Here is a 15,603-nt window from a genome sequence, read left to right on the forward strand (position 1 = left end):
TTGGTGAAAAAGTTTTGCCGTATTTGCTTGATAAATGAAAAAGGAGTGACTTATATGGCTATCGATAATACTGATAAGATGATTATTAATGAACTTCAACAAAATGCTAAAATTACAATGAAAGATTTGGGTCAAAAAGTTAATTTAACTGGTCAAGCTGTGAACACACGAGTCTCTAAATTAGAAAGTGATGGTGTCATTCAGAACTATACAATTCAAGTGAACCAGGAAAGTTTAGATTGTGCTATTCATGCTTTTATACATATTTACATGAATAAAATATCGCACCAACCTTTTTTAACATTTGTCGATACAAAAGCCATTTATATACTACATAATTACAAAATAATAGGTGATGGTTGTTATTTGCTAGAATGCCGATTCCCTAATAATAAGCACCTGAATACATTTTTAGAAGATCTTAATGTTTTTGCTAACTATAAGATTTCTACTGTTCTTTAAAAAATAAACACAGAGTATAAATTGGAATTCAACAAATACCCTGAGTTAACAATTTTCTAATTGTTTCCTTATGCACTCTTTTTTAAATGTCAGTGATTTTGGCCGACTTCTGACTAGTTAATAAAATACCAACTATGCTCGCGTAAAGTCAGCACAAAAAAAGCGTCAACAAAGTTGAATACTTTGTTGACGCTTTGAGGGACACCTTATTGAAACAAAACGTCTCTTAATCAAGTTCATTTTATAAAATTAGTCTTCCTTTATAGCTTTACTTTCTTTAATCCAAAAGGATAGTACTAAACTGACAACAGCTACTACAATAATGGCAAAGTAAGCAATATTGATACCTTGAATATTTGCTAGAAGCATTAATTGTTCTTGAGGTTTAGATGTACTAGCATGATCGGTAATATAATTGTTTGAACCCATAGTCATAATTGTAACAAGCAATGAGGTGCCAATCGCGCCAGCAATTTGTCTGATTGTATTCCATACTGCTGAAGCATGCGCGCTTAATTCTTTTGGTATTACATTTAAACCAGCAGTTTGAATTGGTGTTAAAAGTAAGGCCATGCCAATTCTTCTTCCAGTACTTGCCGCTAATAAATAATAGTAATTCGTGTCTTGTGACAAGTCCATAAAAGGTATTGTTGAGACAATAGTTATGATAACACCTACGATAGTAATCCATTTTGCGCCAAATAAATCATATAATTTACCTGCTATCGGACTCATCGCAGCCATTAATACTGCACCAGGAAGCATGAAGACACCTGATTCCATAGCCGAATAGCCAAGTACATTTTGTAAATAGATAGGTAATAAAATCATATCGGCATACATAATAATCGTAACGCCTATATTAATAATATTCGTTAATGTAAATGTGCCGTATTTAAATACTTTTAGATCCAAGAATGGATTTGTAGCTTTCAATTGTCTTACAACAAATAGAATCAGTGAAATAATACCAACTACAAATGAAAACATCACGATATTACTTGTCCATCCCATTTCACCTGCGCTACTAAAGCCATATAATATAAGTGAAAATGCGATTGTTGATAATAACATACTCGTTAAATCAATTTTGTCTTTCTGTGTTTCAGTTACGTTTTCTAGGAAGAAATATCCTAATACAATAACGATAAGTGATACAGGTACTAAAATACCGAATAGTGAATGCCATGACAGTGCATCAATAACATAACCTGAAATAGTTGGTCCAATGGCTGGTGCAGATAATACTGCTAAAGAAACCATACCCATGACCGTACCGCGTTCAGACGGATGATATAAAATCATTACTACACTATACAAGAGCGGAATCATAATGCCTGCCCCTGAGGCCTGAACCATTCTTCCGACTAACAGAAATGTAAAATCAGTAGACATTGCTGCTATCAATGAACCAAGTAAGAATAAAAACATTGCACTCGTAAATAATTGTTTCGTCGTAAATCGTTTCATTAAAAATGCAGTAATTGGTACCAACACGCCATTGACTAACATATAGGCGGTTGTTAACCACTGCGCTGTAGCCGCTGAAACATTTAAATCTTTCATGACTTCTGGCGTTGCTACACTCATTACAGTTTGATTAAAAGCTGTTAAAAATGTTCCCAAAATTAAAATAGTGATAATTATTTTTTTAGGAAATTTATTTACATTAATTTGATTACTCACTATTAAGACTCCTTCATTTTTAAATTACACTTTGTTGTTTAATTAACAATGAACTATTATAATAGAGTTCAAACGGATAAACAAATTACAAAATATCGTTTTTTGTTGTTTAACTTACCTTTTAAATCATTACGTTTATTAAAGTTTTAATAAAAGACAAAAATCAAAAAATTGTTTGAGGTGCTATATTTATGAAGAAACATGATTTAAGAATAGAAAGAACACGTTACATGCTTAAAAATGCATTAATTGATTTACTAGAAGAAAAAAATGTTGAAAGCATTACAATCAATATGTTAAGTGAGAAAGCAATGATTAATAGAGTTACTTTTTATTCACATTATAAAGATTTAACTGATATGTTAGAGAAACTAGCAATTGAAACAGTGAATACAGTTCGTGAAAATTTATCTGCATATGAAGATGACTCACACAATTGGAACAATCTCATTAATTTTTTAACACACGTACAGAAAGAGAGCCGTCTCTATAAATTGATTTTAGTTTCTAATAAATTACCAGGCTTTAGAAATGAAGTTTTAAATATCATTGAAACAAAAATATATAACGGTATAGAGCAAAGCAAAGATACCAAAAACAAAGATATAAAATTATGGTACGAATCTTCCGCTATCATTGGAACAATTGTATGTTGGTTAAAAGAAGATATGCCCTATACTCCTAAATATTTAGTTGAAAAAATATCAGAAATACATTTCAGTAAATTTTAAACTTCATGAGTCTGGGACATAAATGTCTCATTCTCAAATGGAAAGCTCAATCTATTATTTTTAATGGATTGAATATTAACTGTCTGATCTCTAGTCATCCTTGTGGAGGCGGGAATGTGCAATCAAAATTTGATTGCACATTCCCGCCTTTTCTTCTTTTTAAATCTTTTTAAAACTTTAAAAGTTATGACACTTAATAGACTTTATTTATTAAGTGTTGATTGAATAATATATTTTTACCTGTTAATATAATTTATACATTGTTAAATAACAAACACTTTGTAGTTTAAAGAGTGAGCAATTAACTTTTGCAAAACACTTTAAATCATGTTGTTACCAGAATGTATTTTTTATATTAGGAGGAATTTTTGTGAAAACTAAAGTGATAGATAACTATAAACAGCTGATGCAGTTAACAGATAATGATAAAAAAGAAGGGTATTGGGAACAAACTTCAATCCTCTCAGATACTATTAAGCCTTTATTTGCTTCATTTCTATATGAAGTCCAAGGTTCAATAAATCAATCTTTAGAACAATTCAAAGCGGCTGTTCCCGCTATTAAAACGAGATTTGAAAATAGTCATATTTATATGAAACGTGAGCCTATCGAATATGACATTAATGAACGACACAACCAATTTTTAAGTATTGTACAGCCTATATATCCAGAATTAAACACACGCTTTCAGAATGTGCTAGAAACCTTCTTTTTTCCATTTTTTGAAAAAATAGATTATATGTTGGAGCAAGAAGTTACCTTTGATAGTGCGCAAACAATGCTCGACTACGTCATGGACATGTATCCTAAATCATTTACTTACCAATCAGAAATCATGTTACCTCATCACCAACTACATAAAGATTTGGAAAAACTTTATGCACAAGCAACTGATGATAAAGATGTCACTATTATTTATGACATGCTCATTGGCGTGTGGAATAAATCATTAGAAATAGATAAAGCACTTTCCAAACTATCACAACAAGTGAAAGAAGATGAAGATCTTAAGTTAAAATTCCAAACTGTTAAACCCACAGAACTATTAAATCACTTACATGAGATACCATCAGGAAGAAAATTCGAAAAAGATTTTCAAAAGTTCTTAAGTAACTATGGTAATAAAACCGTAAGATCAAGAGTATTAACAGATCAAACTTGGTTTGAAAAACCTTCCATACCTTTAACGACAATTGCTAGTTATATCAGTAGTAATGTAAATGTAGAACAACGTTTCCAAAAAGCTATAGAAACAAGAGTGCACAAATACGAAGCAGTCTTATCTTCTATACCAGAAGGTACAACAAAAGAACAATTTAAAACACATTATCAATGGGCACTAGATGCATCCAATCTTGATGATGACCACCACTTTTATATGGATGAAATGCCAACAGCAAAGACACGTTTATTACTCTTGCATCTAAGTAATTTCTTAGTGAATCAACAGATAATCAATGAAACTGAAGATATTTTTTATTTATATTTAGATGAACTTCAAGAAGTTCTAAAACATCCCGAACCACTAACAGAAATGATTTCCGAAAGAAAATTAGAGTATCAACATAATATAAATGAACAAAGTCCTTCATATTATGGCACCCCACCTGCTCATAATGAAAAAAACCTAGATATTATTTCTGAAAGAGCTACTGGCGACGCTTCAAACAATGAAGAGACAAACACTTCTCCTTCTGGATATATTAAAGGGCTAGCTGGTTCTAAAGGTATATATACAGGTGCTGTAAAGATAATTAATAATGAAGATGAATTTAATAAACTTGAAGATGGTGATATTCTTGTAACACATATGACTACGCCAGCTTGGTCTGTTCTATTTTTAAGAGCAGGAGCCATTGTGACAAATGTTGGAGGCATACTATCTCATCCAGGGATTAATGCACGTGAATATCAAATACCTGCAGTACTTGGGACTAAAAATGCTACGAGTGAGTTGAAAGATGGAGATATCGTGACTGTTGAAGGCACAAATGGGTGCGTAAAAATTGATGAGAGAGTGTAAATTTTTTATTGCTAGCTACGCTTTATAAAAATTTAAATATATAAAACACAAAGAGGGTTAACATATGTATACTCAGACGTTCGACAACGCAGAAAATATAACAAATTCTATAGGATCAAAGGCACTTAATTTAGTTAAACTTAAGCAAGCAAATTGGCCAGTACCAAATGGTTTTATTATTTTACCAAATACTTTCCAACAATTTGTTGAGTTTAATAAAATATCGCTTCATGATAGTAATATTCGTCAAAAAATTATTGAAGGTGAGCTACCTGAAAATACTCACTGTGAAATTATAGATGCTTTCAATTTAATTAAGAAAAACTTCAATGCAGTTGCTGTACGTTCATCCTCTAGCGCTGAAGATTTAGACAATGCTTCATTTGCAGGACAATATGAAACATACCTAAATGTTCAAACTAAAGAAGATCTTATTCAGAAAATCAAATTATGTTGGGCCTCTATTTTTTCAGAACGCGTCCAAAGTTATCTTAATACAATGGCTGTTGATACAAATAACTTATCTATGAGTGTTGTGATACAAGGACTTCTCATTCCTGAAACGTCTGGCGTTATTTTTAGCCAAAATCCAATTACTGATAATTTAAATGAATGTATAATCAATGTGAGTTATGGGTTAGGAGAAAGTATCGTATCAGGTATGGTTACGCCTGATACTTTTATTGTAAATAAATCCACTTTTGAAATAGATAAACAACTTGGGTTAAAAGAAATAAAAATGCTTGCTAGTGAAGAAGGTATATCTGAAGTCGAAACCACTGAAACGGAAAAAAACACTTATTGTATTAATGATTACATTGCGCAAGAATTAGCAAAGTATACTCAAAAATTAGAATCATCCTTTGGTTACCCTGTTGATATAGAATTTGGTATCCAACAAGATGAAATTTATATTTTACAAGTTCGTCCAATTACTACTTGAAATTAAATTTTATATTCAAGTTACTATGGTTATTAGTCGTTCTGTCCACATAAAAGGCACTACAAGTTTATAAACTGATTGCTCCCTTCAAAGTAGACACTTAAAAAGTGAAAACTTTGGAGGGTGTTTTTTGTATCTCGTAAATTTTAAGTTGAAAAACATTAGAAAAAATAGCAAAAAATAATCTTTATTTTTAAAGGTGTCTCTTAATCATTTAATATATCATTAAGCTTTTCAGAGAATATTGGTGTATACAAATATCGATAACCCTTTTGCGTTGGGTGAGCATCGTCCGCCATCATCGTGTTGTCATCTTTAGCTAGTTTATTTATTCTCTTGTCTCCCCATACATTAATAATATGAATATCCCATTTATTTTTTATTTCTAATAGTTTGTTAATCAAAAATTCATAATAAGGGTCTTTATCACGTATACAAGTATAAAATATAATAGGACAATCCCAATTTTCTTTAACATACGAAATAATAAATTCGATGGCACCTATGGTTGTTTCCGTATCAAAATCATTAATACTATAAGATTCACTGATTGATCCTATAGGTTTGTTGAATCTTCCGTCATTTGTGGATAACTGACATACAAAGCCATCTAATATATTTTCTGTAGAAACCTTACTTTTTAATCTTTCTACATAACTTGAATTTTGTTTACCAGCTAATGTCGTTCCTGATTGAGCTTCTTTAATTGTATCCACACCATATTCTTTATTTAAAAATTCTACAAATGAGTTTCCTTTAGATGCAGCACCATAAGTAATTGAAGAACCTAAAAACAATATTCTTTTATTATTCAAATTACTGTTTTTATCTAAATAACTTTCATTTGGTTCAAATTCATCTTTGTTACCTTTAATAATATTCGGTGTATTTTTGATTAAAGAGATTAATGTGCCTGTCCCCTGCAAAATTGTTCTGAGTTTATTCATCTTTATGCCCCCTAGGCATCATGCAGTTTGTTTATTGAAAATTAATAATACAACTGTAAAATTATTTAAGTAAAAAATAAAAATTTAACTAGCTTGTTATTTTAATCTGGTGTTCCTAAGACGATAATGTTCTTTTTATATTTAAAAATTTTTTGAGAGGCGCTTCTAGATTGTCCATCTGATTAAAGTTGATGCGTAAGCTAAGCCACCACCAAATCCAACTAATAAAATTAAATCGCCTTTTTTCAATTTATTCTCTTTAACTGCTAAGTCTATAGATAGAGGAATCGTAGCAGATGACGTATTGCCATAGTATTTAAGGCTCATCAATGCTTTCTCTTTTTCTATACCAGATTTATCACAAATTGATTCTATCATTCTAGCGTTAGCACTATGTGGGGCAAACCAATCTAAATCTTCTTTATTGATATCTGCTTTATTTAGAGTCTCATCAATAATTTTTGGTACATGACCAACTGCCCATTTATAAACACCACGGCCATTTTGAACAATATAACCTGGATTTTCTAAATCCTCATCAAACATTGCATCAGACAATTCTGAGCAATATAAGTTATGTCCTTTATCACCATCTGATCCAGCACTACTTGCTATAAAACTAGTGTCGTCTTCACTATATTCTACTAAAAAAGCGCCTGCCCCATCACCAAATAATATACACGTATTACGATCTGTGTAGTCAGTAATTTTTGATAATGTTTCTGACCCAATAACCAATACTTTTTTATTTTGTCCGGAAGTAATGAGCCCATTCGCTATATTAAGTCCATATGCAAATCCAGCACACGCAGCGTTAATATCCAGTGCACCTGCATTTTTCAAACCTAGTTTAGCTTGCACGTAAGATGCGACACTTGGCGTTTTATAATCTGGTGTTAATGTTGCATTTACAATCATATCTACATCTTTTAAATCTACTTGATATTTCTCTTGTAGATCAAGAATTGCTTTATAGCTGATATCACTTGTATACTCATCTTCATTTGTAATTCTTCTTTCTACAATACCAGTTCTTTGTTGTATCCATTCATCTGAAGTCTCTACAATTTTTTCAAAATCTTGATTATCCATGACTTTTTCTGGTACATATGAACCTTGTGCAGTTATTTTGGCAAGTGAACGCATCTAAACAAATCCTTTCATTGAATTTTTATTTAATTATAATATTTTATATTATTCATAATACTATTTTTATTTGTGAAATAAAATGATTTTACAATAAACTATTAGTGTAATTACATTTTTACATAAGCCATTTAATACAAAAAGGGAGTGGGGAAAGAAATCTAATTTTTCTAATAAGATTTCGTCGTCCCACCCCGGAAAGAATGACTAGAATAAGTGCATTTTCAATTCAGTCAGCCACTGCCAATTTAATTTATTAATAAGTACCCATGATAGAATCTTCGACTTTTTCTTTGTAAAAGTTTTTAATTTTTAGCTTTTCGTCCTCTGTGAAAGATTTAGTATCTAATGCCTCTAAATTTTGTTTCACTTGTGTCACATTTCTAAAACCTGGATTAATGCAAGATATTTCTTTAGCATCTAAAATCCATCTTAATGCTGCACTTGCCATAGAAGGTCGCCCTTCTTTAATCCATGTTAGTTGATCAGATAATTCTACCCCTTTTTGAAAACCTAGTCCTGAAAATGTTTCGCCTACATTAAAAGCTTCCCCATTTTCATTGAATTTACGATGATCATCTTCAGCAAATTGAGTTTTCGCTGTAAATTTTCCTGTCAACAATCCACTTGCAAGTGGCACTCTCGTAATGATACCTACACCTTGTTGGTAAGCTTTAGGAATTAATTCCTCTAATGGTTTTTGGCGGAACATATTAAAAATAACCTGCAAGCTTGCTACATTAGGATATTCTAAACATATTAAACCTTCTTCAACTGACTCAACACTCACCCCATAATGTCTTATGAGACCTTCTTCTTTTAATTGGTCTAATACTTTAAACACACTGCCTTCTTTTAAAATTTCAGTAGCAGGGCAATGGATTTGAAACAAATCTATTGTATTTCTGTTTAATCGACGCAGACTGTCTTCACAGTATGATTTTACCGTTTCATAACTATAATTTTGTGGGTCAGCAATATCTCCTTGTCGACAGAATTTTGTTGCAATATAAATTTCATCTTCTTTGCCTGCAGTCGCCTTGGCTAATAATTCTTCACTATGACCGTCTCCATAGACATCAGCTGTATCAAAGAAATTCACGCCTTGATTAATTGCATACTCTAAAGCACTTAATGCATCTTCATCATTTGTTTTACCCCAGGCACCACCTATTGCCCATGTACCAAAACTAACTTCACTGATCATCATGCCCGTATTACCTAACTCGCGATATTTCATAAAATTTTCCTCCCCTTAAAATTAAAAATAGCTTACCATTTCTATTTATATACTTAATTACATTTTTATATACTTCTATGTTTTACACATGTTCTTTACCCTTTATTCGCAAAAATAATAAACATTTACTGTTAATTTATATCTTTATATAAATTAAAGTTATATTGTATTTTTCAAAGTATGATACATTTCTTCTGTATAATCATCTAATGCTTCTTTTGACATTTGAAGGCGTTTTTTAGATGAGCCATATCCAATTTCATTCTTTCCTTGAACTAAACCATCAAAAATTTCATTAATAAAATCCACAGGATCCGCACCAGAAGTATGAATATTCTCCCCGCCTAAATCAGTATTTACTGCAGGAGGAATAACCTCATAAACACTTGTATTTGTGTTCGACAATTGATGTCTTAAACTAACTGTAAATGAATGTACTGCAGCTTTGGTCGCTGAATAGATTGGCGCAATTGCCATAGGTGAGAAAGCAAGTCCCGAAGAAACATTAATTATATTTGAATTTGTTGTTTTATCAGAAAAGTATTGGCTAAATAATGTTGAAAGTTGAACCGTTGCTTCAAAATTGGATTTTATTTCTGTATTTAAGTTCTCCCAATTCGTTGTAGCATTGGTTTTTAAAATATCAAAACGGTTTTGGATACCAGCATTATTTACGAGTACGTTAATATCTGAATAATTTTGAATTACCCAATGATATAAATCCAAACGTTCTTCAGCACTAGATATATCACATTTCTTCGTTGTTATTTCTGGAAATTGTTCTTGAATACTTTTTAATTTTTCAGTATTACGTCCACATATAATAATTTTATTATCATTTTCATAAAACTTTTTAGTGAACTGAAGTCCTATACCAGAAGCACCACCAGTGATAAGTATTGTATTATTCTTTATATCCATTTTGCACACTCCTCTACATAAGTTTAATCAGTGTAGTCGTTTTTTAAGCATACGTCTAACAATAAAATTTGTTTAGGAAAATGCGAAATATCATATTCTATCGTATCTAAATGGAGACAAAAATAAGCTTTCCAAGTATGGCTGACACAAACATCATATATTGAAAATCAGACAAAACAATTTGAATGACTAGATATATAAAACATAAAAGGCGCTTCTTTTAAAAAAGAAGCGCCTTTTGGTTAGCTATTAATATCTTGGTACTACGACTCTCCAACCTTGTGGGTCTTCAAGTTTACCGCTTTGGATACCAGTGTAGTTGTTATATAAGTCTTGCGTGATTTTACCAGTTTCATTATTATTAATCACAATTTCAGTTTCGCCATATTTCAATTGGCCTACTGGAGAAATAACTGCTGCAGTGCCTGTACCGAATACTTCAGTTAATTCACCTTTATTATGTGATTCAATCAATTCATCAATCGATACACGACGTTCTTCAACTTCATAGCCTAAATTGCCAGCTAATTCAATGACTGTTTTACGTGTGATACCAGGTAAAATACTACCATTTAATTCTGGCGTTACAAGTTTGCCATTCTCTACGAAGAAGATGTTCATACTACCTACTTCTTCTACATATTTTTGCTCTACACCATCTAACCAAAGTACTTGGTCGTAACCTTGTGCAGAAGCATTTGTTTGTGCTAATAAACTTGCCGCATAGTTACCTGCAACTTTAGCGTGACCTACGCCACCGCGAACAGCACGTACATATTCATCTTCTACATAAATCTTAGTTGGGCTTAATGACTCGCCACCATAATAAGAACCTGATGGTGATAAAATGATAAGTAATTTATAAGAGTATGAAGGACGTACGCCTAATATGCCTTCAGTCGCGAAAACGTACGGGCGTATGTAAAGTGATTGACCTTCACCCTCAGGTACCCAGTCACGTTCGATATCTACTAATTGTTTTAGACCTTCTAAAACAACTTCTTCATCAACTTTCGGCATATCTAAACGTGATAAAGAGTCATTAATACGTTTAAAGTTCTCAGACGGACGGAATAAATCAACATCGCCATCATGTTTATATGCTTTTAAGCCTTCAAATACAGCTTGCCCATAATGAAGTGCTTGAGCTGCTGGAGAAAGTTCAATTGGACCATAAGGCACAATCTTTAAATCATGCCATCCTTGATCAATATCGTAGTCGAAACTTAACATATAATCTGTGAAGTATTTTCCAAAACCTAAACCACTTGGATCCGGTTTTTCTTTAAGTGTTTCTCGTTGTACAAATTCAATTTTTTCTGACATGATTTTTTCCTCCTAATGCTATTTCCTAAAGTATTACTTTAAATTATACCAATCCACAGGGCACTGTTCAATAATTTTCAAATAATTTCAAATATACTAAAAATGCACACGATTTATTTTTAAAAGTATTTTGTGATTAATAATATCTCAACTTGTCTATAAAACACCCGAATATCAACAATACCTATGCACATATTGATAAATGGTTTGTTATTTTTGGTTTTAAAAAAGGCAGAGATTTGAGCCAACCCTAACTCGTTAATAAAACACGAGCCAAATACTACAGGATGAAGCTGTGCCGTGGAAAACGTGCACAAAAAATGTCAACAAAGCCTGAGACTTTGTTGACACTCTGAGCCCCACTACTGTATGAATGAGGGCTTTAGGTTAGATTATCTTACTGTTTCTTTATCTTCGATAGCCTTTAACATCGTTTGAGTCATTTTAGTTAAATCATATTGCGGATTAAATCCCCATTCTGCGCGTGCACAGCTAACATCTATACTATTTGGCCAACTATTAGCGATAGACTGTCGTACTGGATCCACATCATATTCCAATTGGAACTCTGGATAAAATTCTTGAATCGCTTCTTTTACCATTTCTGGTTCAATACTCATTGCACTTAAATTATATGCATTACGATTAATTAATTTAACGCCGTCCGCTTCCATAAGTTGAATGATGGCATCTATTGCATCTTCCATATACATCATATCCATATATGTGCTTTTTTCGATAAAGCTAGTATAATGACCTTCTCTCACAGCTTTAAAATAAATATCTACCGCATAGTCTGTCGTACCGCCACCTGGTTCTTTTATATGGGAAACTAAACCTGGGAATCTTACACTGCGTGTGTCGACACCAAATTTGTTGAAATAATACTGACATAATAACTCGCCAGCGACTTTATTCACTCCATACATAGATGTTGGTCGTTGAATCGTTACTTGCGGTGTATTTACTTTAGGTGTTGAAGGTCCAAATGCGCCAATTGAACTTGGTGTAAAGAATTGTAATTTGTATTCACGTGCTGTTTCTAAAGCGTTCATTAAACCACCCATATTTAAATCCCAAGCAAATAATGGATTCTTTTCAGCAACGCCTGACAATAACGCTGCCATATGCATCATTGTATCTGGCTTAAATGTCTCCACTAACTCAAACATACGCGCTTTATCAGTAACATCTAATATTTCAAACGGCCCATCTACAATCGCTGAATCTGTTTCTGGTTGTTTAATATCTGTAGCTAAAACATTATCATTTCCATATAACATTCTACATTTCACTACGAGTTCAGTTCCAATTTGTCCTAAAGCACCTGTAATCATAATTTTTTTCATATTTCTATCTCCCCTTGTGCATTACAGAAACTGTAATGTTTTCCTCGTGCGTACACAGTCCTTATTTCCAACTAAATTATACAATAAAAGCGCTTCATTGTATACATTGAGTGTACACTTTTTATATATTTTATTTTGTTAAATTTAAAAATGCGCTTATTTCAAGGTCGTAAAAGCGCATACCCTTTAGAATTAAATTATTTCAAATGTAAAAACCCCCTTGCTAACATTAATAGCGAGGGGGTTAGTGCATCAATGTACAAAACTTTTGCCAATATCGTTTTAATCACTTTAGCAATGAAAATAAAAGCGTCTTATAAACTATATTATTAGATTGAACGCACTGTATAATTGAGTTCCGTACATTAGCTATGCAAACATAGTATTTAGTATCTTGTTAATATAGATGCCTCGGTCCCTATACACCTTCACAAAATTTACTTCAATAACAAGTACTTTAATGTATATTTTGAACAATAACTGATATTATTAACAAATAAATATGCAGTGAGAGGGATGACATAATGACTTATTTAATCATTATTTTATTCGCTGTTTTAATCATGTCATTAGTTTTAAGTTATTTTTGTTTCAAAGAAAGTAAAGCTGAAATTGACCAAAGTAAACAAGCGAAACGTAGTGAAAACGAAAGAATAGGTGTAAAACAACAGTCACATAAAGTATTAACCTTAGGCATCGTGTTACTTGTTTTCAGTGTTCTCGTTTTAATAGGTATTATTTGGATTCTAATAGCAATGTAGGTTCATTTATCTAAACTTGAAATGATTTGAATATCCAAATATATTTAAAAGACGACCTTTTGTTTATAAGATCGTCTTTTTTGTATGCAATAAATAGCTCTTTTTACTTTTCATTTTCTAGCTTTAATTGCGCTTCAATAGTTTCATTCTTACTATCAAAATCATAATCTTGAGAATTTAGCGGTTTTCCTGTTTCTGCAATACTTTTTATACTTTCCATATGGAATTGCCAACCTGCAAAATCTAAGATGATGTGCGGAAATTCAAATGGTAAATATTCAATAAATGTAAGTTCCGTTTGCTGATTCTTTCTATTTAATTCAAACTTCACAGTACCAATGTCCCATGTAAAGCCAACAACCTTATTTTCTTCAAAATGTGTGATTGTCATTTCTAAATCATCTTCTTCCTCTAAATGAAAATACATTTTGCCATGCACTTCACGTGTTTCAAATGACAGTTGCGGAAACCATTGCTGTATGCCTTCAGTAGTACTCAGATAATTAAATATTGCTTCCTTATCTGCATCTATATTTATTTTCAATGTTTGATAAACTCCTTGTCCATCTTTTGAATACTGTGCTTCCATGTTTAAAGTTCCCCTCTCAATTTAAAAACCATTTAAGAAAACTGAAATTTGTAATCTTCCATGATAATTTATCTATGTTTATTTAATACATTTTACCCTTTTCCGTTATAAAATATTACTAATTTACATATATTTATTATATGTCTTAACAAAATTTAATATGGGTAAGAAAAACTGAAATGGCGCTATCCATGACCATTTAATTATCTGCAACAGCAAATTTAATTTACCTATGTTTTTCTCTTCAATCCCTTATTAGACGCATCTTTTGCGTTTTCAAATTTCTCATTATTTTAAATTTTTCAATTTTTTTGTATAAATGTTTGTAAATCGCTCTCTATTTATATACACTTAGTGAAATACTGGTGAGAGTATGTACTCTATTTTCAACTTATTCAGTAAAAGAAAGTTAGGTGTATATGGAAAAAGATAAGAAAAAGATGTTGAACAAAATGGTAAAACCTTTCGCAAAAACAAACTACACGAAAAGTACAATACAAATTATAAATACATTACTTCCCCTTATTGCAATTTTAGTAGTAAGTGGACTTTTATATAATGTGCATTGGTCATTAGCAATTATTAGTAGTATATTCGCATCAATATTTTTAATTAGAACTTTCATCATTTTTCACGATGCTTGTCATGGATCATATTTAAAAAAACAAAAGCACAATGATTTACTCGGAAACGTAACTGGTTTCCTTACACTCTTCCCTTATAGAAAATGGCGTAGAGAACATTTAATTCACCATGCTGGTAGTGGTAATCTAGAAAAACGTGGTATCGGTGATATCTGGGTTATGACGGTAGAAGAATATACAGAAGCATCTAAATTCCAACGTTTAACGTATAGAATTTATCGTAATCCACTTGTCATGTTTGTATTAGGACCGTTTTTCTTAGTATTTATTTCTAATCGATTTAATTCAAAAGACGCTAAAAAGAAAGAACGCATCAACACTTGGATGAACAATATTTTATTATTAGTCGTATACGGTGGTCTAATTTATCTATTAGGCGTAGGTCATTTCTTTGCAGTATTTGCACCAATGATCTTCATTGCTGGCATGTTAGGTATTTGGTTGTTTTACATCCAACATACATTTGAAGATTCTTATTTCGAAGAAGCTTCTGAATGGGACTATGTAAAAGCAGCCATCGATGGTAGTTCATACTATAAATTACCAAAAGTTCTACATTGGGTTACAGGAAACATAGGTTATCATCATGTACATCATTTGAATCCTAGAATTCCAAACTACTCTTTAGAGGAAACTCATGAAACTGTTACACCACTGCATCATGCAACATCTATTACGCTTAGAGAAAGTCTGACATCGTTAAAATTCAAATTATATGATAAAAGTCATAAACGCTTTATCACTTTCAAAGAATTTTCACTTAGAAATAAACAACCATCATAAACATTTAATATTCAAATAAACAATAAAGGAGAAATGCTTGTTAACCCAAGCA

General features: G+C 31.7%; 14 protein-coding genes. 6 read left to right on the forward strand and 8 right to left on the reverse strand.

The features are described 5' to 3' along the window. Positions 1-54 precede the first annotated feature (54 nt). Positions 55-462, forward strand: coding sequence for an Lrp/AsnC family transcriptional regulator (locus AAA453_RS13440; RefSeq protein WP_285323515.1), 408 nt, complete (start codon positions 55-57; stop codon positions 460-462). Positions 463-711: 249 nt separating this feature from the next. Here the strand turns inward: AAA453_RS13440 and AAA453_RS13445 are convergent, their stop codons facing one another. Then, positions 712-2,148: a DHA2 family efflux MFS transporter permease subunit gene (locus AAA453_RS13445; protein WP_427705410.1), complete on the reverse strand. Its 1,437-nt coding sequence runs from the start codon at positions 2,146-2,148 to the stop codon at positions 712-714. A 191-nt stretch (positions 2,149-2,339) separates the two neighbouring features. Between AAA453_RS13445 and AAA453_RS13450 the strand changes: the two genes are divergently transcribed. The 3 genes from AAA453_RS13450 to AAA453_RS13460 all read left to right on the forward strand — a co-directional run bounded on the left by AAA453_RS13450 (position 2,340) and on the right by AAA453_RS13460 (position 5,845). Further along, the gene (locus tag AAA453_RS13450; protein ID WP_285323514.1) at positions 2,340-2,879 is read left to right on the forward strand and encodes a TetR/AcrR family transcriptional regulator; all 540 of its coding nucleotides are present in this window, start codon (positions 2,340-2,342) and stop codon (positions 2,877-2,879) included. A 370-nt stretch (positions 2,880-3,249) separates the two neighbouring features. Then, positions 3,250-4,902: a PEP-utilizing enzyme gene (locus tag AAA453_RS13455; protein ID WP_427705412.1), complete on the forward strand. Its 1,653-nt coding sequence runs from the start codon at positions 3,250-3,252 to the stop codon at positions 4,900-4,902. A 64-nt stretch (positions 4,903-4,966) separates the two neighbouring features. Next, a complete protein-coding gene (locus AAA453_RS13460; RefSeq protein ID WP_427705414.1) occupies positions 4,967-5,845 on the forward strand; it encodes a PEP/pyruvate-binding domain-containing protein in 879 nt (292 codons plus the stop codon). Between the two features lie 206 nt (positions 5,846-6,051). Here the strand turns inward: AAA453_RS13460 and AAA453_RS13465 are convergent, their stop codons facing one another. The 6 genes from AAA453_RS13465 to AAA453_RS13490 form a co-directional block, all read right to left on the reverse strand. Next, a complete protein-coding gene (locus AAA453_RS13465; protein ID WP_069832582.1) occupies positions 6,052-6,792 on the reverse strand; it encodes an SGNH/GDSL hydrolase family protein in 741 nt (246 codons plus the stop codon). A gap of 165 nt (positions 6,793-6,957) precedes the next feature. Then, entirely contained in the window at positions 6,958-7,938 is a 981-nt protein-coding gene (locus tag AAA453_RS13470; RefSeq protein WP_427705416.1) for a ketoacyl-ACP synthase III, read from the reverse strand. 256 nt (positions 7,939-8,194) lie between these two features. Continuing rightward, positions 8,195-9,178, reverse strand: a complete 984-nt coding sequence (locus AAA453_RS13475; protein ID WP_427705419.1) for an aldo/keto reductase — start codon at positions 9,176-9,178, stop codon at positions 8,195-8,197. Between the two features lie 159 nt (positions 9,179-9,337). Then, positions 9,338-10,099, reverse strand: a complete 762-nt coding sequence (locus AAA453_RS13480) for an SDR family oxidoreductase (protein ID WP_427705421.1) — start codon at positions 10,097-10,099, stop codon at positions 9,338-9,340. Between the two features lie 249 nt (positions 10,100-10,348). Further along, positions 10,349-11,425, reverse strand: coding sequence for a branched-chain amino acid aminotransferase (locus tag AAA453_RS13485; protein ID WP_427705424.1), 1,077 nt, complete (start codon positions 11,423-11,425; stop codon positions 10,349-10,351). Between the two features lie 392 nt (positions 11,426-11,817). Beyond that, a complete protein-coding gene (locus tag AAA453_RS13490) occupies positions 11,818-12,774 on the reverse strand; it encodes an NAD-dependent epimerase/dehydratase family protein (protein ID WP_427705426.1) in 957 nt (318 codons plus the stop codon). 524 nt (positions 12,775-13,298) lie between these two features. On the opposite strand from AAA453_RS13490, the gene AAA453_RS13495 reads away from it, so the two are divergent. Then, positions 13,299-13,535 (forward strand): hypothetical protein, encoded by a 237-nt coding sequence (locus AAA453_RS13495; RefSeq protein WP_046465040.1) that lies wholly within the window; start codon positions 13,299-13,301, stop codon positions 13,533-13,535. Between the two features lie 103 nt (positions 13,536-13,638). Here the strand turns inward: AAA453_RS13495 and AAA453_RS13500 are convergent, their stop codons facing one another. Beyond that, on the reverse strand, positions 13,639-14,124 hold the full coding sequence (locus AAA453_RS13500) for an SRPBCC domain-containing protein (protein WP_069832574.1): 486 nt from the start codon (positions 14,122-14,124) through the stop codon (positions 13,639-13,641). 419 nt (positions 14,125-14,543) lie between these two features. Between AAA453_RS13500 and AAA453_RS13505 the strand changes: the two genes are divergently transcribed. Then, positions 14,544-15,551: a fatty acid desaturase gene (locus AAA453_RS13505; RefSeq protein WP_002508485.1), complete on the forward strand. Its 1,008-nt coding sequence runs from the start codon at positions 14,544-14,546 to the stop codon at positions 15,549-15,551. The last annotated feature ends 52 nt before the right edge of the window (positions 15,552-15,603 follow it).

Origin of the sequence: Staphylococcus parequorum (assembly GCF_039237145.1) — a bacterium.
Taxonomy (GTDB): Bacteria; Bacillota; Bacilli; order Staphylococcales; family Staphylococcaceae; genus Staphylococcus; species Staphylococcus equorum_A.